We start from the raw sequence: 23,753 nt of genomic DNA on the forward strand, positions 1-23,753 counted from the left end.
GGAGAGGAAACGACCGCCGAGCCGATCATCCCCCACCGAACCGATGACGCATCAGAAATTGCGCACCAGAGTCATCACTCGCCCCAAAGCAGCTCCAGCCCAAAGCCGCTCCGCCGCCCTCATGCACCCGCAGGGCCGCAACGGCATGCGTGCGAGTACCGCCCAGACCACATGCTGTGTCTTCACGTCTCATCAGCTAGGTGCATGCTCGGCGCGTCATCAAGCTTCAGGCCTCTCAATCGGGTGTCAATCGACTCTAGGTGTTGCATCGGAAGGGCTCTCAGGGCAACTCTTGACCTGAGGAGCGCCAAGATGATGAGTCGCCCCACGTTAGGAGTCACCATGCTGTTGCGCTTCGCCGTCGCCAACTTCGCGTCATTCCGCGATGAGACAGAACTGACAATCATTGCCGAAAAGCGTCACGAGGGCCTTGCAGTTCAACGAGTCCCGCGCTCACCGCAATGGGCCCTGCCCGTGGCGGGGATCTTCGGGCCGAACGCCGCAGGAAAGAGCAACTTCATCCACGCCCTTGCATTCGTGCGAGGAGCGGTCCTCAACTCTCACCAGCGCTGGCGGCCAAGGGCGGACATCCCTCGGCGACCGTTCCTCCTAGACCCCGGGAAGGCGAAGGAGCCGAGCGAGTTCACCGTAGAGTTCGTGGCGGAAGGAGTTCGTTACGAATTCGGCTTTACATGTAATTCCAAGGAGTTTCTCAGCGAGTGGCTTTACGCATACCCGGAGGGGCGTCCGCGTAAAATCTACGATCGGAAATCAGGGTCTCCCATCGACTTCGGCCCGACTCTGCTCGGCCAGAAGGCCCAGGTTGAGCGAATGGTCCGACCTAACAGTCTATTCCTGTCGGCTGCAGCGGCCAACAATCACAAGCAACTACTCCCTGTCTTTGATTGGTTCTCTGACGATCTGCGTATCGCCTGGGAAAGCAACTTTGAGGCCCGCCTCAGGGAAACGCGTCACTATCTGGAACGGCACGAGTCCAAGGCAATCCTCGCCCTGCTCAAGTATGCAGACTTGGGTGTTTCCGACGTCTCATTCTCGGACGTAAAGCTTCCTCCAGAGCAAGCAGCTAGGATTGCTGAACTAATCCAGCAATTGGATTCAGATGCTGTTGACGTCTCTCCGGACGAGATTTCTGCTGGCATGGATGTGGAACTGTCTCATGTGATCGAAGGCCGCGAGTTCAAACTGCCGCTGGAACTCGAATCGAGCGGAACGCGAACATGGCTCGGGATCGTCGGCCCCATCATTTCCACGCTCATGCACGGTTGCGTACTGGTGATCGATGAACTGGACGCCCGGCTGCATCACCATCTTTCAGCGCAGTTCATCAGACTGTTTCAGGATCCGCGAACAAATCCACATGGCGCTCAACTGTTGTTCAACACGCATGATGCCGCATTGCTGGGGCCTGATGCCGTGGCAACGCTGCGGCGCGACCAGGTATGGCTCACCGAGAAAGTGGACGGTGCTACATCTTTGTATCCATTGACGGATTACAAAGTTCGATCAATTGAGAACGTAGAAAAACGCTACCTCGGTGGCAGGTATGGTGGACTTCCGTTCTTCGACGAAGAAATCCTAGAAGTCGTAGTCTCCGAAGTGGAGGCGGTAGGATCATGAGCCGGCAAGGGAGGCCACTAAGGCGAAGAACTCAATCGAAGCCAGCAAACAAAAAGGTCCTCGTTTTCTTTGAAGGAGAGGTGACCGAGCGCCTCTACGTCAACGGCCTTAGACGGCTGCTGCGAGGGCACCCCATTCACCTTGACCCAGGGAACTCACACGGGGAGCCATTGGGGTTGGTGCGAAGCGCTATTAGGCGCGCAAAAGACGTTCGTTCGAGGGATTCCTATGATGAAGTCTGGTGTTTGTTTGACGTCGAAACGCCTCCACATGGAAGCTTGGACTCAGCCCTTGCGCTCGCCGCGAAGAATGACATCAACTGTGCGGTATCAAACCCCTGCTTCGAGCTATGGCTACTTCTTCATGTCATCTCTCACAACCGACACATGACGACGAGCGGAATAGTCAAACTCGCCGAAAGGGAGCTGTCTTCCTACGCAAGAAAAAGCTTCAAATTCGAGGACTTTGAACCGTATATCGGAGTCGCCGTGAAACGAGCTCTAGAGCTAGAGAAAAATTTTGACCCCGAAGAGCAAGTACAGAATAGGAACCCTTCCACGTCGATGTGGAAATTCATCCAAATGCTCCAGAAGCACGGAGGGATTAACTTCGACTCCGGACTTAAGTAGACTTCCACCTTTGTGGCAACGACATTGCCTCAGCGTCCAAGAGTTGCAACGAGACACCTGTTGAGGCTGCCTGCCCAGTACTTTCGGCTTCCCTGATGGCATGCGGTCGTTGACTGACCTGCGCTTGTCCGTCGCTGCCCGATCGTCTCTAGGTAAACCGGTCCCGTAGTCGTGATGCCGACCGCTAGCTGTTCGCCCTCCTAGACCAGAGAGAATTAATGCGGTCCCTCTGACGCGTATAGATCCAGGTCGGTACCGGAGGAGCTCCCGAGGTGGCTATGCAGTAGTCGCCGTAGGCGGAAAAAACTGTGCCGATACGAGAGGAGGCAAGTTCTTCCTCTGCTAGAGCTGCCAGCGAATCAAGACGTCGGTCAAGAATCTCGCTCTTCATCTCAGCCGATCGCCAAGCCATCACTTCTGCGAGTTGCGTGAAGGCCGCTCCCGAAGTCAAGGCGACTACGATCACGCGGGCTAGGATAATGTTGTTCTCGTCAGAGGTCATTGGGATGGCGATGAGGATGACGCCGATAGAGACAATTGCGAATGTCCATAGCATGCGCCCGTAATACGCGGCGGCTGATTTGTATAGATGTTTCCCCCAAAAGGCGTTCTCTTGGAGGTGTTCGCAAAGCCGCTTCATCCCAAGAGCAGCGTCGCTGGCGAAATAGTCTGGCGCGACAGGAGCGGGCAGCGTTTCTCCCGCGGGTGGAGTTACACGATCAAACCAGTTACTAAGGTCTACCCTCTCGTCAACTGCTCCGAGAGCATCAAGCAAGAGTCCGCGAATCCTTCCCTCCTCGCCAGCCGAGTGGCATTTCGCCGCCTTGTTGCGGGCTACCCAAGATGAAATCTGGACGCCGAGCGCGATAAGAGCAGGGATGTAGGCCAGTGGACTTGTGACGAAGATTGAACCGATACTAAGGGCAAAGGTCACTACCTGGAGCCACCTGCTTCTCCTGTAACCCTTTGCAGCCTTCTCAAGCTGCGCATTGGCCAGTGCGATAATTTCATGGGGCGACGCTTGAGAACTGGTCACCTAGCAGACTCCCCCAGTAGTTGAGAGCCTCTCGCGCGTCCCCTTGCTGTTCACTCCGAAGGGCGTTTTTCGCAATGGCTCGTGCGGCTGAAATTGCAGCGACGTTATCTTCTCTGCGTCCTTCAATTTGCGATTCCAGGCTGTCGAAGAATTTAACTATTGCGCACGTGACTGATGGCATTCGAGATGTGAATGACGCGCTTGCGATGTTCTCAATCTCGTAAGACGCGATAGGCTGGCCGTTCTGCTTGCTCCACCACTTGATTACCTTGATTAGCGCAACGAATCTATCTCCCAGCAGTATGCCCTTTTGGGTGATCTCCTTATTTCGCCCCTCTGGGTCGTATGCATTCCATTTACCTCGGTCGGGCGAAGGAATTCTGTATGTCGTTCCATTTTTAGGGTTGACAGTGACAGGAACAGCTGGAATTACATCAACATCGGGACCTTTGGTGAAGTTGATGTGAACTGTATTTTCGGAAATTTGAGCGTTGCGGTATTCAGGCTTAAGGATTTTTAGGAGTTTCTCTGTGATGGATTGAGGGGTGGTCGTCGTGAGGGAGTGGGGACGTAGTACAGCCACAACGTCTACATCGGAGAATTTCCGAATCGCCGTTGACCGGGCCATGGAGCCAGTAACCTTGCATTCTTTAACCGGAGTTGCCATCGAAAGAAAATTGCAGATTTCGTCGGCGCGTTCCAATGCCTCCTCAATCTCCTGTCCGGTCAGACTGATGCGTTGAGTGAAAAGTTCGAAGCTCTTCTCAAGAGTGGCGTTCATGTATTCGATGTGCTCGGATCTTCAAGTGAAGTGGTGTTGTCAGGGCTGGCCTCACGTCATTTTGCCCTAAGAGGCATGGGTTCGGTGGTTGCTCGGAGGAACTCCTGCCATCGCCCTCTGGGCCGTCCCTGGGCCGTCCGAAGCCGACCAACGCCGACAGTCGGCACCCACGGGTGACCGCCCCCACCCCGCTCCGGCCTGGGCCCCGGGCGAGGATCTGCGACACTGGTACCGCCATGCCTAAGCCCGGAGAACTCACTTTCGTCGCCCCCCGCGGAGCCAAGAAGCCGCCGCGGCATCTTGCCGATCTCACGCCTGCCGAGCGCAAGGAGGCGGTGGCCGAGGTCGGGGAGAAGCCGTTTCGTGCCAAGCAGCTCTCGCAGCACTACTTCGCGCGGTTCGCGCACGATCCGGCGGAGTGGACCGACATCCCCGCGGGCTCGCGCGGCCGGCTGCGGGAGGCGCTGCTGCCGGATCTGATGACGGTCGTACGGCATCTGTCGACCGACCAGGGCACCACCCGCAAGACGCTGTGGCGGCTGTTCGACGGGACGCTCGTCGAGTCCGTGCTGATGCGTTACCCGGACCGGGTCACCATGTGCATCAGCTCGCAGGCGGGATGCGGGATGAACTGTCCCTTCTGCGCCACCGGGCAGGCCGGGCTGGACCGGAACCTGTCCGCCGCGGAGATCGTGCACCAGATCGTGGACGGGATGCGGGCGCTCAGGGACGGGGAGGTGCCCGGCGGGCCCGCGCGGCTGTCCAACATCGTCTTCATGGGGATGGGGGAGCCGCTCGCCAACTACAAGCGGGTCGTCACGGCCATCCGGGCGCTGACCGACCCCGCGCCGGACGGGCTCGGGCTGTCGCAGCGCGGGATCACCGTCTCGACCGTGGGGCTCGTGCCGGCCATCCACCGGTTCGCCGACGAGGGCCTGAAGTGCCGGCTCGCGATCTCGCTGCACGCCCCCGACGACGAGCTGCGCGACACCCTCGTCCCCGTGAACACGCGGTGGAAGGTGCGTGAGGTCCTCGACGCCGGATTCGAGTACGCCGAGAGGTCCGGGCGGCGGCTGTCGATCGAGTACGCGCTCATCCGCGACATCAACGACCAGGCATGGCGCGGCGACCGGCTCGGGCGGCTGCTCAGGGGCAAGCCCGTGCACGTCAACCTCATCCCGCTCAACCCGACGCCGGGGTCGAAGTGGACGGCCTCCCGGCCCGAGGACGAGAAGGCCTTCGTCGAGGCCATCGCCGCGCATGGTGTACCCGTGACTGTCCGGGACACCCGTGGGCAGGAGATCGACGGGGCCTGCGGTCAGCTCGCGGCCACCGAGCGGTAACCTGACCCGGTACGAACACCCGTACACACATCTGCATATTCCGACAGGGGAGCGCCACAGCGCTGAGAGTGCGGCAACCGGGCCGCAGACCCTCTGAACCTTGCCCAGGTCATTCTGGGTAGGAAGTTCGGTCATCACTCAAGCTGTTGCGCCCTGCCCGGGGGCGCCGGTCATGTCCGGCGCCCCCGGGCAGGGCCGCGTCTCTTCCTGGTCAGCCAGGAGGAATTCGGTGAACAACGACAGGAAGCTCGTGGCCGTGGTCGTCGGGCTGGGACTCGTCACGCTGTCCGCGTGCGGGTCCTCGTCCGGCAGCGGCGGATCCGGTGGATCAGGTGACTCCAGGAGCGTCACCCTCGTCAGCCACGACTCGTGGGCCGTCTCGAAGAGCGTCCTCGCCGACTTCGAGAAGCGTTCCGGCTACAAGGTCCACGTCCTCAAGGACGGCGACGCCGGGCAGGCCGTCAACAAGGCCATCCTCACCAAGGACAACCCGCAGGGCGACGTCTTCTTCGGCGTCGACAACACCCTGCTCTCGCGGGCGCTGGACAACGGCCTCTTCCAGCCCTACGAGGCGAAGGGCAGCGACCAGATCCTGCCGGAGTACCGGGTCGACCAGGCCAGGCACCGGGTCACGCCCATCGACTCCGGCGACATCTGCGTCAACTACGACAAGGCCTATTTCAGCAAGCACAAGCTGGCCCCGCCCACCTCCTTCGACGATCTCGTCAAGCCCGCGTACAAGAACCTCCTCGTCACCGAGAACGCCGCGACCTCCTCGCCCGGCCTCGGCTTCCTGCTCGGCACGGCCGCCCGGTACGGGGACGCCGGCTGGCAGGGCTACTGGAAGAAGCTCAAGGCCAACGGCGTGAAGGTCGTCGACGGCTGGGAGCAGGCCTACAACGAGGAGTTCTCCGGCTCCGCGGGCGGCAAGAAGGCCAAGGGCGACCGGCCGCTCGTCGTCTCCTACGCCTCCTCGCCGCCCGCCGAGGTCATCTACGCCGACCCGAAGCCGAAGACGGCGCCGACCGGGACGTCGTACGGCACCTGCTTCCGGCAGATCGAGTACGCGGGACTGCTCAGCAACGCCAGGAACACCAAGGGCGGCAAGGCGCTCATCGACTTCCTGCTCACCAAGGAGTTCCAGGAGGACATGCCGCTGAACATGTTCGTCTACCCGGTGCGGAAGGGCGCCCGGACCCCGGCGGAGTTCCAGAAGTACGGGCAGCCGGCCAGGAACCCGGAGAGGATGGCGCCGGCCAGGATCGCCGAGAACCGTGACCAGTGGGTCAAGTCGTGGACGTCCCTCGTACTGAAGTAGCCGTCCGCGGCCGTCGCGCGGGGAGCGCGGCGCGGCTCGGGCTCATGGCCCTGCCCGTCGCGTTCTTCGCGCTGTTCTTCGCCTGGCCCGTGGCCGCGATCGTGGCGCGCGGGCTCAAGGCCGACGGGGCCTGGCGGCTCGGCCGGATCGCGGACGTCGTCACCCAGCCCGGCATCCGGCACGTCCTGTGGTTCACCACCTGGCAGGCGCTCGCCTCCACCGCGCTCACGCTGCTGATCGCGCTCCCCGGCGCCTATGTCTTCGCACGCTTCGACTTCCCCGGCAAGCAGGCGCTGCGGGCCGTCGTCACGGTGCCGTTCGTGCTGCCGACGGTCGTCGTCGGCACGGCGTTCCTGGCGCTCGTCGGGCGCGGCGGGCTCCTGGACGAGTGGTGGGGGCTGCGGCTGGACACCACGGTCTGGGCCATCCTGCTCGCGCACGTCTTCTTCAACTACGCCGTCGTCGTACGGACCGTCGGCGGACTGTGGGGCCAGCTCGACCCGCGGCAGGAGGAGGCGGCGCGGATGCTCGGCGCGTCCCCGCTGAGGGCCTGGCGGAAGGTGACGCTGCCCGCGCTCGCGCCCGCCGTCGCCGCGGCGGCACTCATGGTCTTCCTGTTCACCTTCACCTCCTTCGGCGTGGTGCAGATCCTCGGCGGGCCCACCTTCGCCACGCTCGAGGTGGAGATCTACCGGCAGACGTCCGAGATCTTCGACCTCTCCACCGCCGCGGTGCTCACCCTCGTCCAGTTCGCGGCGGTGGGCGCGGTCCTCGCGGTGCACGCCTGGACCGTACGGCGGCGGGAGACGGCTCTCAGGCTGGTCGACGCCTCCGTGACGGCGCGGCGGCCGCGCGGGGCCCGGGAGCGGGGCCTGCTCGCCGGCGTCCTCGCCACCGTCGCCGTGCTGCTCGTGCTCCCGCTCGCCGTGCTGGTGCGGCGGTCGCTGGACGCCCCGGGCTTCCGCTACTACCGGTCCCTGACCCACGAGGACGGCGGCACCTTCCTCGTCCCGCCGATCGAGTCGATCGGCAACTCCCTGCGCTACGCCGTCGCCGCCACCGCCATCGCGGTGCTGATCGGCGCTCTCGCCGCCGCGGCCCTCGCCCGCCGCGACGCGGGCCGGCTGGTGCGCGGCTTCGACGCGCTGCTGATGCTGCCCTTGGGCGTCTCCGCGGTGACGGTCGGCTTCGGCTTCCTGATCGCCCTCGACCGGCCGCCGCTGGATCTGCGCTCCTCCTGGATCCTTGTGCCGCTCGCGCAGGCGCTGGTGGGCGTCCCCTTCGTCGTACGGACCATGCTGCCGGTGCTGCGGGCCGTGGACGCGCGCCTGCGGGAGGCGGCGGCCGTGCTCGGGGCGTCGCCGTGGCGGGTGTGGCGGGAGGTCGATCTGCCCCTGGTGCGGCGGGCGTTGCTGGTCGCCGCCGGCTTCGCGTTCGCGGTGTCGCTGGGGGAGTTCGGCGCGACCGTGTTCATCGCGCGCCCCGACAACCCCACGCTGCCGGTCGCGGTGGCGCGGCTGCTCGCCCGGCCCGGCGACCTCAACTACGGCCAGGCGATGGCTCTCTCGACGATTCTGATGGTGGTGTGCGCGGTGGCGCTGCTGGTGCTGGAGCGGCTGCGTACCGACCGGACAGGGGAGTTCTAGATGCTGCTGAGCCTTCAGGACGCCACCGTCCGCTTCGGCGGTCGGGCCGTGCTCGACGCCGTCGGCCTCGACGTCGCCGAGCACGAGATCGTGTGCGTGCTCGGGCCCAGCGGCAGCGGCAAGTCGACGCTGCTGCGCACGGTGGCGGGGCTGCAGCCGCTGGACCGGGGCCGGGTGCTGCTGGGCGGGCGGGACCAGACGGGCGTGCCCGCGCACCGCCGGGGGGTGGGCCTGATGTTCCAGGACCATCAGCTCTTCCCGCAGCGGGACGTGGGCGGCAACGTCGCCTTCGGGCTGCGGATGCGCGGGGTTTCGCGCCCGCGCCGGCAGGAGCAGGTCGGGGAGTTGCTGGATCTCGTCGGTCTTCCGGGCGCCGCCCGCCGGGCCGTCGCGTCGCTCTCCGGCGGCGAGCAGCAGCGCGTCGCCCTCGCCCGCGCCCTCGCCCCCCGGCCCCGGCTGCTGATGCTGGACGAGCCGCTCGGACAGCTCGACCGCTCGCTGCGCGAGCGGCTGGTCGTCGAACTCAGGGAACTCTTCGGCCGGCTGGGCACCACGGTCCTCGCCGTCACGCACGACCAGGGCGAGGCCTTCGCGCTCGCCGACCGGGTCGTGGTGATGCGCGACGGGCGGATCGCCCAGTCCGGTACGCCGCTGGAGGTCTGGCAGCGGCCCGCGGACGCGTTCGTCGCCCGGTTCCTCGGCTTCGACAACGTCGTGGAGGCCACGGTGGCCGGTCAGGCTGCGGACACCCCCTGGGGCAAGCTGCCGGTGCCCGAGAACGCCCCCCAGGGGCCGCGCACGCTCCTCGTGCGGCCCGCCGGCGTCCGGCTCGTCGCCGCCGACCAGGGCCTGCCCTGCACGGTCGCCGCACGCACCTTCAAGGGCACCCACGTCGCCGTGCAGCTCCAGCCGGAGGAGGCGCCCCGCCTGGAGGCGGCGTGCCCGCTCCGGGCGGCGCCGGAGACCGGGGAGACGGTCGGCGTGGAGTTCGACGCGGCCGAAGTCGTCGTACTGGACCGGCCGTTGACCACTCCGTCCGGCTGACGCCCGGTCCGGGGAGAACGACCGTGGCCCGTCCCCCGGGGATACGGGGACGGGCCACAGCGATACTGCGGGTGAGGCGTCAGCTCTTGCTGTTCGCACCACGACGGCGCATGCCGAAGAAGACGGCGCCGCCGCCGACGACGACCAGGGCGCCCGCGATACCGGCGATCAGGCCGGTGTTGGAGTTCGCACCGGTCTCGGCCAGGTTCGAGTCACCGGCCGCAGGAGACGGCGCGTTGCTCGGGGTGCCGGCCGGGGCGGAGCTGCTCTCCGAGGCGGACGGAGTCGGGCTCGCGGACTCCTTGGCCGGAGGCGTGCTGCTCTCCGACGCCGACGGGGTCGGCTTGGGCTTCGAGCAGCCTTCGGCCGGGGTGGTCACGTCGGGGCTGATGTCCTTGTCGACGATCGGGTGGTCCTTGTTCCTCCCGGCCGTGACGTGGACGCGGTATACGGCGTTCGGCTTCCAGTCCTCGTTGAAGGTGACGGTGACACCCTCACGGGTACCGGTGACCTCCTGCGGCTGGCCGACCGGAGTCTCGACACCGGCCGAGCTCTTCAGGAACACGGTGATCGTGGCCGGGGTGCCGGAGCCGTCCTTGTCGGTGACGACGATGCTGCCCTTGCCGGCATCGCACTTGGCTTCGGCGGAGAACTCGCTGATGTTGCAGGCGAGCGCGCTGCCCGCGGCGCTCAGGGCGAGGGCCGACGAAGCGGCGGCAACGCCCAGAATCTGCACGGAACGACGGGTTATGGACACGGTTGCCCTTCACGGGATGTACAACTGCGGGGGGCTGACATGGGAAGCGAATCATCTGTGGAGGCGCAGCCTCACTCTCCCCAAGAGACTCACAGGTCTATAAGCGTTCCATAAGAAGTGTCAATGCGCAGACGCCGCCCGGCCGTTGGCTTTGCGTTCTTATTAACCGCAGAGACGTTTCAACGCCTCCGGAGCCTCCTCGATACGGTCAACGAGGGCGATTCGGGACTCCATCGACCGTTCCCGGGCGAGCGCCTGCAAGAGGGGCCAAGTGGGCAGCCGCTGCGTCCAGTGCTCGCGGTCGACGAGCACCATGGGCGTCGGCTCGCCGCGTGACTCGTAGTAGTTGGGCGTCGCGTTGTCGAAGATCTCCTGTACCGTCCCGGCGGCGCCCGGCAGGAAGACCACGCCCGCGTTCGAGCGGGCCAGCAGGCCGTCCTCCCGGGTGGCGTTGGCGAAGTACTTGGCGATGTGCGAGGCGAAGGGGTTCGGCGGCTCGTGGCCGTAGAACCAGGTGGGGATGCCCACCGAGTGGTTGCCTTTCGGCCAGCGGGTGCGTACCTCGAAGGCGGCCTGCGCCCACTCGGTGATCGAGGGCGTGAAGGAGGGGGCCTTGGCGAGGAGCCGGCAGGCATCCTCCAGCATCGCGTCGTCGTACGGCGCCGCGAACGCGCCCAGGTTCGCGGCCTCCATCGCGCCCGGACCGCCGCCGGTCGCGACGGTGAGCCCGGCGCGGCTCAGGTCCCGGCCGAGCCGCGCGGCGCCGGCGTAGGCCTCCGTGCCGCGCTTCATCGCGTGACCGCCCATGACGCCCACCACCCGTGCGTCGCGCAGGAGTTCGTCCAGGGCGTCGGTGACGGAGTCGTCGTGCACGGCGCGCAGCATCGAGGCGTATATGTCGCCGTCCGCCTTGGTGCGCTGGAACCAGGCGTAGGCGAGCGCGTCCGGCGTCCGCTCGTAGCCCTCCTCCAGCGAGGCGAACAGCTCGGCCGGCGTGTAGAGGTGGCCGCGGTAGGGGTCGAAGGGCAGCTCGGGGACGGGCGGGAAGACCAGGGCGCCGTCGGCGCGGACCTTCACCGCCGCCTCCTCGCGCATCGCGCAGCCGAGGAAGACGGCCCGGGCGGTGTCGGTGGTGAGCAACTCCCGCGTACGGTCCGTCAGATCGACGGACTGGACGCGGTGTCCGGCGAGAGTGCCGCGTGCCGAGACGGTCGCGTCGAAGTCCTCGAGCGTCTCGATCTCGCGTTCGTCGTGGTGGGCCGCATGGGCCGGGCTGGTGTGCACCCGGCCCATGCTAGGCACTGTGCGCCGGCGGTCCTCAGCCCTGGACCGCCGCCGGGTCCATCCACACGACCTCCCAGGAGTGGCCGTCGAGGTCGTCGAAGGAGCGGCCGTACATGTGGCCGTGGTCCTGGACGTCGGCGTTGGCGGTGCCGCCGGCCGCGACCGCCCGGTCCACCAGCTCGTCGACCTTCTCGCGGCTCTCCGCGCTCAGGCAGATCAGCACCTCGCTGGTCTTCGTGGAGTCCGCGATCTCCTTCTCGGTGAAGTCCGCGTACCGCTCCTTGCCGAGCAGCATCGCGACGATGGTGTCGCTGATCACGACACAGGCACAGTCGTCGGTGCTGAACTGCGGGTTGATCGTGTAGCCGAGCTCCGTGAAGAACTTCTTCGACGCGTCGACGTCGGCGGTGGCCAGGTTCACGAAGATCATCTGCTGGTACATGCGGGTCTCTCCCATCGTCTCGCCCATCGGGTCCCTCCCGGCGGGCAAGGGCCGTTCGCGGGGGTGGACCGCCGGGCGGCGTGGAACTCATCGGTTCCCGGGGGAACTCTTTCCGTCCCCGCTCAGCCGGACAGGGGGAGCGCCGCCAGCTCGGCCACGACCAGCGTCAGCGGGCCGAACAGGGCGAGCAGCGCGCCGGCCCGGAGGGCGGCGGCGCCGCGCAGCATGGTCGCGGGCGCGCCGAGCCGCAGCAGCGCGGCCGTGGTGTCGGCCCGCGCCTGCCGGGCCTCCACGGCGGCGGTCAGCAGCGTGGCGAGGGCGCAGCCGGCGACGAGGAGCGTGCCGAGGGTGGTGAGGGGGCCGAAGCCGGGCCGGTCGGCGTCGAACAGCGCCGCCATGGCGACCACCCCGGAGGCGACCGCGCAGACGATCCCGAGCGGGCGGCCGATGCGGGTGGCCTCCTCCATCAGGACACGGCCGGCGAGCAGCCTGAGCGCGCCGGGCGCGGCCGACTGCAGGAGGCGGCCGCACAGATGGGTCAGACCGGGGCCGGCGAGCGCCAGGCCGAGGGCGGTGAGGGCCCAGCCGATGAGGATGCCGGGCGCGCCGGCGGCGAGGCCGCCGGGCAGGGCGAGGCGGGAGCCGTCCGTCGTGCCCCCGGCGTAGGCCTCCACGGCGAGACCCGCGGCCAGGACGGCCACCCCCCAGGGCAGTCCCGCGGGCGCCTCGCGCGGAACGGGCGGCCGGGTGGGATCGGGGTCGGGGCCGGTCGCGGGGCAGAGCGGGGTCTCGGCGGGCACGGAGACGACCGCCGCGGGCAGTACGGCGTCGGCGGAGCGGTGCCCGGTGCTGCCGGAGCGCGCGCCGAAGCGGCCGTAGGCTCCGAAGGTCTCCCGCGCCACCGACCTGCCGTAGGCGCCGAAGCGGCCGTATCCGCGCGGTGCCGCGGCCGGCCGTGCGTCGCGCGGACGCAGCACCAGGGCCACGGTCGTCGAGGCGGTCGCCGGCACCAGCGCCAGCAGGGTCAGGGCCGCCGGGAAGGGCAGCGGCTGGTCGGCGGCGAGGAACTCGGCGGCCGTCCCGCCGACGGGGCCGGCCGAGAAGTCGCCGCGCAGCTGGAGGAAGACCAGCAGCGCCAGCAGGGAGCCCAGCGTGCAGGACAGGGCCGTGGTGGTCGCCGAGATGGTCATCAGGCGGGCCGGGCCCAGGCCGATGGCCGACAGGCCGGGACGGGGCCGCGTGGCCGGGTCGGTGCGGGCCACCGCCACCGAGAGGTGGACGGTGGCGGCCAGCGGGGTCAGGCACCAGGCGAGCCGCAGCACCGAGGAGGCGGGGCTCTCGGCATGGCTCATCGCGTAGCCGAGGACGCACAGCAGGAGGAAGCCGGTCCCGGCCGCCGCCAGCGCCACCAGGGCACGGCGCAGGTGTACGGCCGGGTGGGCGCCGCGGGTCAGACGGAGAGCGAGCACGCGGCCCGGCCTTCCGTCTCGGTGACCGGGGGCAGGTGGACCGTGTGCACGCGGCGGCCGTCCAGCAGCGACACCGTGCGGTCGGCGAGGGCCGCGGTCTCCGCGTCGTGGGTGGCCAGGACGACCGTGATGCCGTGCGAGCGGGCCGCCGTGGTGAGCGTGCGCAGCACATGGGCGCGGTCGGCGCGGTGCAGCGGGGCGGTGGGCTCGTCGGCGAACAGGACGGTGGGGGCCGGGGCGAGGGCCCTGGCGATGGAGACGCGCTGCCGCTCGGCCTGCTGCAGCGCGTGCGGGCGCAGCCGGGACTTGTCGCCGATGTCGAGGCGCTCCAGCCACTCCAGGGCGGCCGTCTTCGCCCGCCGCCGGCTGGTGCCGCGGAGCATCAGCGGCAGGGCGGCGTTCTCCCAGGCGTTGAGCTCGGGCACGAGCACCGGGGCCGGGTCGATCCAGCCGAAGCGGTCCCGGCGCAGCCGCTCACGGGTCATCGGGCCCATGGTGTGCACCGGCACGCTGTTGAACCAGACCTCGCCGCGCCGGACCGGCACCAGGCCGGACAGACAGCGCAGCAGCGTCGTCTTGCCGCAGCCCCGCGGGCCGCTGACGGCGACGATCTCGCCCTCCCGGACGCCGAGCGAGACACCGCTGAGCCCGGGCGAGCCGTCGCTGTGCTGGAAGTGCAGGGCGCGTGCCCAGAGCACGTCGTTGTCCGGCGGGGCCTCCATGGGCGTACACCTCGTTCAGATCCGTAGTTCCCGTGCCTTTCCCCCAGGCGGGGGAACGAAGGCTGGGCCGATCGGTTACCAGGCACGCTAAGGAGCCGACGCCGCTGCGCCGGACAGCACGCGGCCCGGGGGCACCCTTCTCACTCGTACGGGTGCACCCCGGGCCGTATGACCGGGCGGAGGCGGCGGAGCCTAGAGCTTCGTCCACGCCTCCGTCAGCGTCGCGCGCAGGATCTGCTCGATCTCGTCGAAGGTCGACTGGTCGGAGATGAGCGGCGGGGCGAGCTGGACGACCGGGTCGCCGCGGTCGTCGGCGCGGCAGTACAGGCCGTTGTCGTAGAGCGCCTTGGACAGGAAGCCGTACAGGACGCGCTCGGTCTCCTCCTCGTCGAAGGACTCCTTGGTGTGCTTGTCCTTCACCAGCTCGATGCCGTAGAAGAAGCCGTTGCCGCGGACGTCGCCGACGATCGGCAGGTCGTGCAGCTTCTGCAGGGTGCTGAGGAAGGCGCCCTCGTTGTCGAGCACGTGCTGGGTGAGGTTCTCGCGCTCGAAGAGGTCGAGGTTGGCCAGGCCGACGGCCGCGGAGACCGGGTGGCCGCCGAAGGTGTAGCCGTGCAGGAAGGTGTTGTCGCCCTTGTAGAACGGCTCGGCCAGGCGGTCGGAGATGATGCAGGCGCCGATCGGGGAGTAGCCCGAGGTCATGCCCTTGGCACAGGTGATCATGTCCGGGACGTAGTCGAACTTGTCGCAGGCGAACATCGTGCCGAGGCGGCCGAAGGCGCAGATGACCTCGTCCGAGACGAGCAGCACGTCGTACTGGTCGCAGATCTCGCGCACGCGCTGGAAGTAGCCGGGCGGGGGCGGGAAGCAGCCGCCGGCGTTCTGCACGGGCTCCAGGAAGACCGCGGCGACGGTGTCCGGGCCCTCGAAGAGGATCTGCTGCTCGATCTGGTCGGCGGCCCAGCGGCCGAAGGCCTCGGGGTCGTCGCCGAAGACCGGGGCGCGGTAGATGTTGGTGTTCGGGACCTTGTGCGCGCCCGGGACCAGCGGCTCGAAGGGGGCCTTCAGGGCCGGCAGGCCGGTGATGGACAGGGCGCCCTGCGGGGTGCCGTGGTAGGCGACCGCGCGGGAGATCACCTTGTGCTTGGTGGGCTTGCCGGTCAGCTTGAAGTACTGCTTGGCGAGCTTCCAGGCGGTCTCGACCGCCTCGCCGCCACCGGTGGTGAAGAAGACCTTGTTGAGGTCGCCCGGCGCGTGGTCGGCCAGCCGCTCGGCCAGCTCGACGGCCTTCGGGTGGGCGTAGGACCACACCGGGAAGAACGCCAGCTCCTGCGCCTGCTTGAAGGCGGTCTCGGCCAGTTCCGTGCGGCCGTGGCCGGCCTGGACCACGAACAGGCCCGCGAGACCGTCGAGGTAGCGCTTGCCCCTGTCGTCGTAGATGTAGGTGCCCTCGCCCCGGACGATGGTCGGGACCGGGGCGTTCTCGTACGAGGACATGCGGGTGAAGTGCATCCACAGGTGGTCGTACGCGGTGCGGCTGAGGTCCTTGGTGCTCACGGTTATCGGGTCCTCACGGTTATCGGGTTCCCCACATGTAGGTCTGCTTCTTGAGCTTCAGGTAGACGAAGCTCTCGGTGGAGCGCACGCCGGGCAGCGCGCGGATGCGCTTGTTGATGACGTCCAGCAGATGGTCGTCGTCCTCGCACACGATCTCGGCGAGGATGTCGAACGAGCCCGCGGTCATCACCACGTACTCCACCTCCGCCATCGTGGTCAGCGCGTCGGCCACCGGGTCCAGGTCGCCCTCGACGTTGACGCCCACCATCGCCTGGCGGCGGAAACCCACGGTGAGCGGGTCCGTGACGGCCACGATCTGCATCACGCCCTGGTCGAGCAGCTTCTGCACGCGCTGGCGCACGGCGGCCTCGGAGAGGCCGACGGCCTTGCCGATGGCGGCGTACGGCCTGCGGCCGTCCTCCTGGAGCTGTTCGATGATGGCGAGGGAGACGGCATCCGGATGAGGAGTGCCGTTCCTGGACTCGCGGGAGTCCCGCTGCTCTGCGCTTCGACTGGCCACGAGCTCACTGTGCACGACGTCTTGACAGTTCCGCAAGGGCGAAGCGATGAAATTCGTTGTTTACGAGACTGAGACCTGCGGATTTCGCAGAAACGGGCCAAGTGGGGGTGTTGAAAACGTCGGCGTGCGGATTAGGGTGGGTGTCTCAGTGATTGGACAGCTCGACCTGACAGGAGGCCGGCAGTGAGCACCGAGCTGCGTCGTCTGCGCAACTACATCAACGGCGAGTTCCGGGACGCCGCCGACGGACGGACCACCGAGGTGGTCAACCCCGCGACGGGCGAGGCGTACGCGACCGCGCCGCTGTCCGGCCGGGCGGACGTGGACGCCGCCATGGCGGCCGCCGCGGCGGCCTTCCCGGCCTGGCGCGACACCACGCCCGCCGAGCGCCAGAAGGCCCTGCTGAAGATCGCGGACGCGTTCGAGGAGCGGGCCGAGGAGCTCGTCGCGGCCGAGGTGGAGAACACGGGCAAGCCGATCGGGCTCACCCGGTCCGAGGAGATCCCGCCCATGGTCGACCAGATCCGCTTCTTCGCGGGCGCGGCCCGGATGCTGGAGGGGCGCTCGGCCGGCGAGTACATGGAGGGCCTGACCTCCATCGTCCGCCGCGAGCCGGTCGGCGTCTGCGCGCAGGTCGCGCCGTGGAACTACCCGATGATGATGGCCGTGTGGAAGTTCGCCCCGGCCCTCGCGGCCGGCAACACGGTCGTGCTGAAGCCGTCGGACACCACCCCGGCCTCCACCGTCCTGATCGCCGAGATCATCGGCTCGATCGTGCCCAAGGGCGTCTTCAACGTCATCTGCGGCGACCGCGACACCGGCCGTCTGATGGTCGAGCACCCGACCCCGGCGATGGCCTCCATCACCGGCTCCGTACGGGCCGGCATGTCGGTCGCCGAGTCCGCCTCCAGGGACCTCAAGCGCGTCCACCTGGAGCTCGGCGGAAAGGCGCCGGTCGTCGTCTTCGACGACACCGACATCGCCAAGGCCGTCGAGGACATCTCGGTGGCGGGCTTCTTCAACGCCGGCCAGGACTGCACGGCGGCCACCCGCGTCCTCGTCCAGGAGGGCATCCACGACGAGTTCGTCGCGGCGCTCGCGAAGGCGGCCGCCGAGACCAAGACGGGTCAGCCGGACGACGAGGACGTGCTGTTCGGTCCCCTCAACAACCCCAACCAGCTCAAGCAGGTCTCCGGCTTCATCGAGCGTCTGCCCGCCCACGCCAAGGTCGAGACCGGCGGCCACCAGGTGGGCGAGAAGGGCTACTTCTACGCCCCGACCGTCGTCTCCGGGCTGAAGCAGGACGACGAGATCATCCAGAAGGAGGTCTTCGGGCCGGTCATCACCGTCCAGTCCTTCACGGACGAGGACCAGGCGGTGGAGTGGGCCAACGGCGTCGAGTACGCCCTGGCCTCCTCGGTGTGGACCCGGGACCACGGCCGCGCGATGCGGATGTCGAAGAAGCTCGACTTCGGCTGCGTGTGGATCAACACCCACATCCCGCTGGTCGCGGAGATGCCGCACGGCGGCTTCAAGAAGTCCGGCTACGGCAAGGACTTGTCGGCGTACGGGTTCGACGACTACACGCGGATCAAGCACGTGATGACGTCGCTGGACGTGTAGTCGGTACGCCGCCGGACCACAGGGTCCGTACGGTGTGAGGCGCGGCCCCGGACGGGAACTCCCGTCCGGGGCCGCGCTGTTCGCGCCGGGCGCCGGCGCGGGCGGCATGCTGCGGCAATGCCCCCGAGCCGGACCGAAGCCGACATCATCCCGATGCGCGGAGACGGCGTCAGCGCGGACGATGTGCCCGGCCTGACGCCGACGCACGGCACGAAGCCGGACTCCTTCAGGCATGCGGAGTGCCACGGTCCGCTGCGAGGCGGGTGAGCCACTCGCGCAGCAGGTGCTGTTCGGCGTCGCTCAGGACATCTGCATCGTCGGGGAGAGCGGCGCGCAGCGCGCGGGCCGCCGCGGCGGGGCCGGTCTCGGCGGCGGGGAACGTCGGTCGGGCGCAGGTGACGGCGGCGACCATGGCCTCGCGGAGGACGGGCAGCAGCGCCGGATCGCGGCGGTCCGCCGGGGTGGAATGCCAGGTGGTGACCGCGCCTCGGCCGGTGGCCTGGATGATCTGGGCAGCCAGCTCCTCGTCGACCCGCAGCCACCCCCCGGCCGCCAGCCGGCGCACCCGGCCGTGGAGGATCTCCAGGCCCGCGCGGTGTGCCATGTCCGCCCCCCGGCTGGTGGCCCTGCTCATCACCGCGAACAGCTCGGGGCGGGAGATCCCGAACTCCACCACCATGTCCCAGCCGCGGCGCAGATCCTCCACCGCGTCCTGTGGTTCGGGATCGAGCTGCGCGCGCTTGCTCTCCAGGAACTGCGCGTAGCCGTGCTCGGCGACGGCCTCGAGGAGACCCTCCTTGTCGCCGAAGAGGCGGTAGATCGCCGGCGGCTGCATCCCGGCCGCGGCGGCGACCGCCCGGGTGCTCACCGCGTCCGGGCCGCCCTTCTCCAACAGCTCGACCGCTGCCTCGACGATGCGGTGACGAGGGCTGCCGGTGGTGTCGCGCATGGTCATGAATCGATGATATCGACGATTTGTTTCCAGTGGTATTCCAGTGTTAACGTCAGAATGATTCCACTGGAAACAGCGTCGGGAGAATCCATGATCATCGTGACCGGAGCCACCGGAAAGCTCGGCCGTCGCACCGTCGAACGCCTCCTGGAGCGCGTTCCCGCCGACCGCGTCGGCGTCAGCGTCCGCGACCTCCGCAAGGCCGAGGACCTCGCCGACCGCGGTGTTCGTGTCCGGCAGGGCAGCTTCGACGACCCCGCCTCGCTCGTGCATGCCTTCGAGGGGGCCGAGCAGTTGCTCCTCGTCTCCCTCGACCGCACAGGCGAGGCGTGCGTCACCGGCCATCGCACCGCCATCGACGCCGCCGTGAAGGCCGGCGTCGGCCGCATCCTCTACACCAGCCAGATGGGTGCCGCCCACGACTCCCGCTTCCAGGCGTGCCGCGACCACGCCCGGACCGAGGACCTGCTGCGCGCCACCGGCCTGCCCTGGACCGCGCTGCGCAACGGCTTCTACGCGTCCAGTGCCTTGCAGTTCCTGGAGTCCGCCCGGCACACCGGCGACATCGCCCTGCCCGCCGACGGCCCCGTCGCCTGGACCGGCCACGACGACCTCGCCGAGGCCACCGCCGCCATCCTCGCCGGGGAGAGCCGCTTCGAGGGGCCGACCCCGCCGCTCACCGGCGCGGCGGCGCTCGACTTCGGCACCGTCGCCGAGATCGCGTCCCAGGCCACCGGGCGGCCCTTCACCCGCACCGTCGTCCCCGACGACGCCTTCCGTGAGCAGGCACTGGCGCACGGCGCCCCGGCCGCGATCGCCGACCTGATGCTGAGCATCTTCGCGGCGGCACGGCATGGCGAGTTCACCACCGTCGACCCGACGCTCGCCGAACTGATCGGGCGAGAGCCCGCCACCTTCGGAGCCCTGCTCGAGCGTGCCTGGGCCGCATAGACCGGAGCGACGCGCAGAAGACGCGGGGCCACCAGGACGCACCGGGCGAACGTGCCCGCGGGCGAACGGCAGCGCACGTCACGAACGTTGCCTGATGCCGACCGGCGACCTGGTCACGGAGGGGGCGGGCCGGTCAGGCCGGGTCAGCGCGGATCGCGGCGATGTCGAACTGGAGGCGGACCTTCTCGCTCACCATGGCGCCGCCCTCCGCCAGCTTCTGGCTGTAGGTCAGGCCCCATTCGGTGCGGTTGATGGTGGTCGTGCCGTCGAACCCCACCCGCTGCATGCCGAACGGGTCGGTGACGTGCCCGATGTAGGTGAGGTCCAGTTCCACGGGCCGGGTGGTGCGCTTGATGGTGAGGTCGCCGGTCATGCGGTAGACGTCGCTGCCCAGCAGCCGCACCGTGGTGCTGACGAAGCGCATCTGCGGGTAGTTCCTGGCGTCCAGGAAGTCGCGGCCGACCAGATGGGCGTCGCGCTGCTCGACACCGGTGTCGACCGACGCGGTGGACATGACGATCTCGGCCCGTGAACGGGACGGATCCCGGCCGTCGAAATGGAGCCGGCTCTCGTACTCCGTGAACGCCCCGCGGACGGTCGTCACCATGGCGTGGCGCACGGAGAAGCCGATGCGGCTGTGCGCCGGGTCGATCATCCACTCGCCGGTCAACCCCGCGAGGGCGGGATCAGGCGCAGCGGCTTGGGGGGCGAACGCCGGTGGCTCCGGGGCGAGTCGGGGGGCGGGGGCGGTGGGGGGAGCCGGGCGGCGCAGGGACGCAGCTCGGGTGAACAGGTTCATGATTCACGTACCTACGTCATGGCGGGAACGGCCGCAAGGCACCTTCAACACCCGCGCACACGGTCGTCACCAAATAGCCCCCGAGTCACTGGCGTTGCAGGAGCCCCGACGACTTTGCCCGCTCTTTACAACCCGCCCCGGGGCTGCCTCGTCTCTCCGCTCGATCAGTCACACAGCCCGCCGGCCGAGCGCCGGGCGGGCCGACGAAAGAGAGCGATTCATGCGCCGAACGGGCCTCAGTGCCATGGCACTTGCCTGCACCGCCGTCCTGGCGGGCGCGGTGCCCGCCTTCGCCGACGGGTCGACCGCGACCCCGCGTCCGGCCCGGAGTGCCGCACCCAGCGACACCCGCGCCCCCAGCCCCGTCCCCTCCTCGGCGCGTGCGAGCACCGCCCCGACCGCCGTCCCGAGCGCCGTGCCGACCCGGGTGCCGCGGACGGGCCAGATCTCCGTCGTGCCGAGCGGAGCGCCCAACACCGGTGTGGCGCCCACGGGTTCGGACTCCACCGGGGCGGGCGCGCTGGTCGGCGGGGGCGCCGCCGCGGCCGTCGTCCTGGGCGGCGGCGCGGTCCTCCTCGTCCGCCGCCGGCGGGCGAACGGGGCATGAGGCCGTTCTCCAGGCCCGCCCTCGCCGTCGCGGCGCTGGCCGCCCTGCTCGCCGGCTGCGGCGGCCCCGGCGACACCTCCGGCGGCCCGGCGCACGGGAGCCGGGCGAGTTCACCGGCGTCCTCGGCGCCGCCCGCCGCCAGGTCGGTGTCCGCGGTGGGGCGATCGGTCCCGGTCAGGCTCCGGATACCGGCCATCGGGGTGGACACCCCGGTCATGAAGCTGGGCCTGGCCGCGGACGGCACCGTGCAGGTGCCGCCGATCACGGCGCACGACAGGGCGGGCTGGTACGAGCACTCCCCGACACCGGGCCAGACCGGACCGTCGGTGATCCTCGGCCATGTCACGGTCGGCGCCTACGGGGACGGCGTCTTCCGGCACCTGAAGGACCTGCGCCGCGGCGAGAGGATCGTGGCGCGCCTGGAGAACGGCACGGCTGCGCGGTTCACCGTGACGGAGGTACGGACGGTGGCGAAGGACCACTTCCCGACGGACCAGGTCTACGGCGACGTGGACCGGCCGGAGCTGCGGCTCATCACCTGCGGCGGCGAACGGACCGGTGACGGCTACCGCGACAACGTCATCGTCTTCGCGAGGCTGAGCTCCGCGAGCCACTGAGCGGCAGCCCGGCCCGCCGCGAAGCCCGGACCCGGGTCGATGGAACGTACGCCGTCGGCCCGGGCTCTTCCCCCGTGAGCCTCCACGAGACCCACGAGCCCCCCACAAGCGCCCACCACCCCGGGAGAACGTTGAAACGATCCCGCGAGAAGGCCGCGTCCGAACTGTTCGCCGCCCTCTACCCGCGTCTCGCCGGCTGGGTCCGCCGGCTGGTCGACGACGACGAGACGGCTCACGAGATCGCCTCGGAGGCCTTCACCCGGCTCTGGGCCCGCTGGACGGCGGTGGCCGAGCCGCGCGGGTTCCTCTACGTCACCGCGGCCAACCTGGTCCGGGACCACTGGCGCAAGCTGGAGCGCGAGCGCAGAGCCGTCCGCCGGGCGACCACGGAGGCCGCGGTGACCCCGCCCCCCGAACAGGCCGACCCCTCGGTGCGGTTGCTCGTGCAGTCCCTCCCGGAACGGCTGCGTGTCCCGATCCTCCTGCACTACTACGCTGACATGCCCATCCGGGAGGTGTCCGTGCTCACCGGACGCAAGGAAGGAACCGTCAAGGCCGACCTCCACACGGCCCGCGAACTGCTCCGTGCCCACCTGAGGAGAAGCCTTGACCACACATCCTGACGAGGGCCCGGACCACGACCCCGGCGACCCGCTCGCCGTCATCCTGCGGCCTCCCGGCGAGTACCTCGGCGCACCCCCCGGCCGCTACGAGGCGATCCGCCGCGGCGCCGCCCGCCGCCGCCTGCTGCGCGCGGCCGTCGGCGCGGCCGTGACCTGCGGTGTCGCCGCCCTGGCGATCCTGCCCCTGCGGCTGGCCGCGTCCGGCGGCGCCGGTTCGCCGGCGGTGCCGCTCGCCCCGCCGCCCGCGAGCAGCCCCTCGACGGCGCCGCACCCGTCCGCGTCGCCCGTCCCGGGACGCCCGCGCCCGGCCCAGGACGTACCGAGCACCGCGCCGACCGCCGTACCCACCACCCGTTCGCCCCGTTCGCCCGCGTCCCGCCCGTCCGCGAACGACCGCGTCAGCCCGTCCGCCTCCGCCGGGCGTACCCCCACCCGAGCGCCGGCGGTGGCGCCGTCGGCGACCCGCGCCCGCACCGGCCCGACGCCGACCGCCGCTTCCCGGTGACCCGGCGCGGGCCGGACACCGCCGACGCCGGCCGGCCCTGCCTCCGCCACGGCACGGACCGGCGCGCCGTCGCCCGCCTCGTCACCGCGGTCACCACGGTCGCCGCGGCCGACGCGCGGGAGGATCGAGCGGCCGGAGCGGCTCACCCCCGAGCCGCCTCAGCTCTCCGCGGCGTGGTCCCGCAGCGCGCACAGCACGTCGACGCGGTTCGTCGTGATCGAGTCGACGCCGACGTCGATCAGCCGGCGCATGGAGCGCCGGGTGTCGGGGGTCCACACGGACAGCAGGTAGCCGTCCCGGTGGACCCGGGCGGCGAGGTCCTTGCCGGCCAGCGCGAAGCGGTAGTTGAGCCAGCGCGGGCGCACGGCGTCCAGCAGCGCGGGCCGCGGCGGGGCCAGCGTCTGCCAGGTCAGCGCGATCTCGGCGGACGGATCGGCCGCCCGGACGGCGAGCATGGCCCGGGCGTCCGCGCAGTAGTACACGCGGTCCTGCGCACCGGCCTCGCGCACGGCGTCCACGATCCGGCGGGCCGTCCGCGCCTCGCGCGTCCCGGGCAGGTCGAGCATGACCCGGCTGTCCCCGACCGCGGCGAGCGCCTCCACCAGGGTCGGCACCCCGCCCCCCGTCAGGCCGCGCAGCTCGTCCGCCGACAGCGAGCGCAGGGGCCGCTCGTGCTCCCACAGCCGTTTGAGCGTGTCGTCGTGCAGCAGCACGGGGACGCCGTCCTTGGTGAGCCGTACGTCGATCTCGACCGCGTCCGCGCCCTGGGCGAGCGCGGAACGCAGCGAGTCGAGCGTGTTCTCGCGGACACGGTAGGGGTCGCCGCGGTGGGCCACGGCGGTCACGTTCTGCATGGCCCCCATTCTGACGGTTCCGCGCCGCGCGGCGGC

At 69.2% G+C, this 23,753-nt stretch carries 24 protein-coding genes; 12 read left to right on the forward strand and 12 right to left on the reverse strand.

The genetic code is table 11. The features are described from left to right. Nucleotides 1–342 precede the first annotated feature (342 nt). On the forward strand, nucleotides 343–1,638 hold the full coding sequence (locus ACJ9NR_RS28140) for an AAA family ATPase (RefSeq protein ID WP_412492177.1): 1,296 nt from the start codon (nucleotides 343–345) through the stop codon (nucleotides 1,636–1,638). Further along, nucleotides 1,635–2,267 (forward strand): RloB family protein, encoded by a 633-nt coding sequence (locus ACJ9NR_RS28145; RefSeq protein WP_412492176.1) that lies wholly within the window; start codon nucleotides 1,635–1,637, stop codon nucleotides 2,265–2,267. Before ACJ9NR_RS28140 ends, ACJ9NR_RS28145 begins: the two co-directional genes overlap by 4 nt. Before the next feature lie 184 nt (nucleotides 2,268–2,451). Here the strand turns inward: ACJ9NR_RS28145 and ACJ9NR_RS28150 are convergent, their stop codons facing one another. Continuing rightward, nucleotides 2,452–3,303 carry a hypothetical protein gene (locus ACJ9NR_RS28150; protein ID WP_412492175.1) on the reverse strand — a complete coding sequence of 284 codons (852 nt, stop codon included), beginning with the start codon at nucleotides 3,301–3,303 and terminating at the stop codon, nucleotides 2,452–2,454. Continuing rightward, the gene (locus tag ACJ9NR_RS28155) at nucleotides 3,275–4,084 is read right to left on the reverse strand and encodes an SMODS domain-containing nucleotidyltransferase (protein WP_412492174.1); all 810 of its coding nucleotides are present in this window, start codon (nucleotides 4,082–4,084) and stop codon (nucleotides 3,275–3,277) included. Before ACJ9NR_RS28155 ends, ACJ9NR_RS28150 begins: the two co-directional genes overlap by 29 nt. A gap of 236 nt (nucleotides 4,085–4,320) precedes the next feature. On the opposite strand from ACJ9NR_RS28155, the gene rlmN reads away from it, so the two are divergent. The 4 genes from rlmN (at nucleotide 4,321) to ACJ9NR_RS28175 (ending at nucleotide 9,435) form a co-directional block, all read left to right on the forward strand. Beyond that, nucleotides 4,321–5,427: a dual-specificity RNA methyltransferase RlmN gene (rlmN, locus tag ACJ9NR_RS28160; protein ID WP_412492173.1), complete on the forward strand. Its 1,107-nt coding sequence runs from the start codon at nucleotides 4,321–4,323 to the stop codon at nucleotides 5,425–5,427. A 229-nt stretch (nucleotides 5,428–5,656) separates the two neighbouring features. Continuing rightward, complete coding sequence (locus ACJ9NR_RS28165) at nucleotides 5,657–6,745, forward strand: thiamine ABC transporter substrate-binding protein (RefSeq protein ID WP_412492172.1); 1,089 nt, start codon at nucleotides 5,657–5,659, stop codon at nucleotides 6,743–6,745. A 44-nt stretch (nucleotides 6,746–6,789) separates the two neighbouring features. After that, the gene (locus ACJ9NR_RS28170) at nucleotides 6,790–8,391 is read left to right on the forward strand and encodes an ABC transporter permease (protein WP_412492171.1); all 1,602 of its coding nucleotides are present in this window, start codon (nucleotides 6,790–6,792) and stop codon (nucleotides 8,389–8,391) included. Continuing rightward, nucleotides 8,392–9,435, forward strand: coding sequence for an ABC transporter ATP-binding protein (locus ACJ9NR_RS28175; RefSeq protein WP_412492170.1), 1,044 nt, complete (start codon nucleotides 8,392–8,394; stop codon nucleotides 9,433–9,435). A 79-nt stretch (nucleotides 9,436–9,514) separates the two neighbouring features. Here ACJ9NR_RS28175 and ACJ9NR_RS28180 read toward each other — a convergent pair whose 3' ends face one another. The 7 genes from ACJ9NR_RS28180 to ACJ9NR_RS28210 form a co-directional block, all read right to left on the reverse strand. Beyond that, nucleotides 9,515–10,192, reverse strand: a complete 678-nt coding sequence (locus ACJ9NR_RS28180; protein WP_412492169.1) for an LAETG motif-containing sortase-dependent surface protein — start codon at nucleotides 10,190–10,192, stop codon at nucleotides 9,515–9,517. Nucleotides 10,193–10,354: 162 nt separating this feature from the next. After that, the gene (locus tag ACJ9NR_RS28185) at nucleotides 10,355–11,476 is read right to left on the reverse strand and encodes an LOG family protein (RefSeq protein ID WP_412492168.1); all 1,122 of its coding nucleotides are present in this window, start codon (nucleotides 11,474–11,476) and stop codon (nucleotides 10,355–10,357) included. 34 nt (nucleotides 11,477–11,510) lie between these two features. Next, nucleotides 11,511–11,918 carry a VOC family protein gene (locus ACJ9NR_RS28190; RefSeq protein WP_412492397.1) on the reverse strand — a complete coding sequence of 136 codons (408 nt, stop codon included), beginning with the start codon at nucleotides 11,916–11,918 and terminating at the stop codon, nucleotides 11,511–11,513. 122 nt (nucleotides 11,919–12,040) lie between these two features. Next, nucleotides 12,041–13,387, reverse strand: a complete 1,347-nt coding sequence (locus ACJ9NR_RS28195) for a hypothetical protein (RefSeq protein ID WP_412492167.1) — start codon at nucleotides 13,385–13,387, stop codon at nucleotides 12,041–12,043. Beyond that, nucleotides 13,369–14,109: an ABC transporter ATP-binding protein gene (locus ACJ9NR_RS28200; RefSeq protein ID WP_412492166.1), complete on the reverse strand. Its 741-nt coding sequence runs from the start codon at nucleotides 14,107–14,109 to the stop codon at nucleotides 13,369–13,371. Before ACJ9NR_RS28200 ends, ACJ9NR_RS28195 begins: the two co-directional genes overlap by 19 nt. Before the next feature lie 192 nt (nucleotides 14,110–14,301). Next, the gene (locus ACJ9NR_RS28205; RefSeq protein WP_412492165.1) at nucleotides 14,302–15,666 is read right to left on the reverse strand and encodes an aspartate aminotransferase family protein; all 1,365 of its coding nucleotides are present in this window, start codon (nucleotides 15,664–15,666) and stop codon (nucleotides 14,302–14,304) included. A gap of 19 nt (nucleotides 15,667–15,685) precedes the next feature. Continuing rightward, nucleotides 15,686–16,201 carry an Lrp/AsnC family transcriptional regulator gene (locus ACJ9NR_RS28210; protein WP_412492164.1) on the reverse strand — a complete coding sequence of 172 codons (516 nt, stop codon included), beginning with the start codon at nucleotides 16,199–16,201 and terminating at the stop codon, nucleotides 15,686–15,688. A gap of 168 nt (nucleotides 16,202–16,369) precedes the next feature. On the opposite strand from ACJ9NR_RS28210, the gene ACJ9NR_RS28215 reads away from it, so the two are divergent. Continuing rightward, nucleotides 16,370–17,809, forward strand: a complete 1,440-nt coding sequence (locus tag ACJ9NR_RS28215) for a gamma-aminobutyraldehyde dehydrogenase (protein ID WP_412492163.1) — start codon at nucleotides 16,370–16,372, stop codon at nucleotides 17,807–17,809. 226 nt (nucleotides 17,810–18,035) lie between these two features. On the opposite strand, the gene ACJ9NR_RS28220 is transcribed toward ACJ9NR_RS28215, so the two are convergent. Beyond that, nucleotides 18,036–18,764, reverse strand: coding sequence for a TetR/AcrR family transcriptional regulator (locus tag ACJ9NR_RS28220; protein ID WP_412492162.1), 729 nt, complete (start codon nucleotides 18,762–18,764; stop codon nucleotides 18,036–18,038). Nucleotides 18,765–18,851: 87 nt separating this feature from the next. On the opposite strand from ACJ9NR_RS28220, the gene ACJ9NR_RS28225 reads away from it, so the two are divergent. After that, on the forward strand, nucleotides 18,852–19,712 hold the full coding sequence (locus ACJ9NR_RS28225) for an SDR family oxidoreductase (RefSeq protein WP_412492161.1): 861 nt from the start codon (nucleotides 18,852–18,854) through the stop codon (nucleotides 19,710–19,712). Nucleotides 19,713–19,845: 133 nt separating this feature from the next. Here the strand turns inward: ACJ9NR_RS28225 and ACJ9NR_RS28230 are convergent, their stop codons facing one another. Beyond that, the gene (locus ACJ9NR_RS28230; RefSeq protein WP_412492160.1) at nucleotides 19,846–20,511 is read right to left on the reverse strand and encodes a YceI family protein; all 666 of its coding nucleotides are present in this window, start codon (nucleotides 20,509–20,511) and stop codon (nucleotides 19,846–19,848) included. Nucleotides 20,512–20,731: 220 nt separating this feature from the next. Here ACJ9NR_RS28230 and ACJ9NR_RS28235 point away from each other — a divergent pair, with 220 nt between their 5' ends. From ACJ9NR_RS28235 to ACJ9NR_RS28250, 4 genes are all read left to right on the forward strand, one after another. After that, nucleotides 20,732–21,118: an LPXTG cell wall anchor domain-containing protein gene (locus ACJ9NR_RS28235; RefSeq protein ID WP_412492159.1), complete on the forward strand. Its 387-nt coding sequence runs from the start codon at nucleotides 20,732–20,734 to the stop codon at nucleotides 21,116–21,118. Then, entirely contained in the window at nucleotides 21,115–21,735 is a 621-nt protein-coding gene (locus ACJ9NR_RS28240; RefSeq protein ID WP_412492158.1) for a class F sortase, read from the forward strand. Before ACJ9NR_RS28235 ends, ACJ9NR_RS28240 begins: the two co-directional genes overlap by 4 nt. 131 nt (nucleotides 21,736–21,866) lie before the next feature. Then, nucleotides 21,867–22,358 carry an RNA polymerase sigma factor gene (locus ACJ9NR_RS28245; RefSeq protein WP_412492157.1) on the forward strand — a complete coding sequence of 164 codons (492 nt, stop codon included), beginning with the start codon at nucleotides 21,867–21,869 and terminating at the stop codon, nucleotides 22,356–22,358. After that, nucleotides 22,342–22,863: a hypothetical protein gene (locus ACJ9NR_RS28250; protein ID WP_412492156.1), complete on the forward strand. Its 522-nt coding sequence runs from the start codon at nucleotides 22,342–22,344 to the stop codon at nucleotides 22,861–22,863. The genes ACJ9NR_RS28245 and ACJ9NR_RS28250 overlap by 17 nt, the downstream gene beginning before the upstream one ends. 158 nt (nucleotides 22,864–23,021) lie before the next feature. Here ACJ9NR_RS28250 and ACJ9NR_RS28255 read toward each other — a convergent pair whose 3' ends face one another. Then, a complete protein-coding gene (locus tag ACJ9NR_RS28255) occupies nucleotides 23,022–23,717 on the reverse strand; it encodes a glycerophosphodiester phosphodiesterase (RefSeq protein ID WP_412492155.1) in 696 nt (231 codons plus the stop codon). Nucleotides 23,718–23,753: the final 36 nt, after the last annotated feature.

Source organism: Streptomyces sediminimaris (genome assembly GCF_047049295.1).
GTDB classification, from domain to species: Bacteria; Actinomycetota; Actinomycetes; order Streptomycetales; family Streptomycetaceae; genus Streptomyces; species Streptomyces sediminimaris.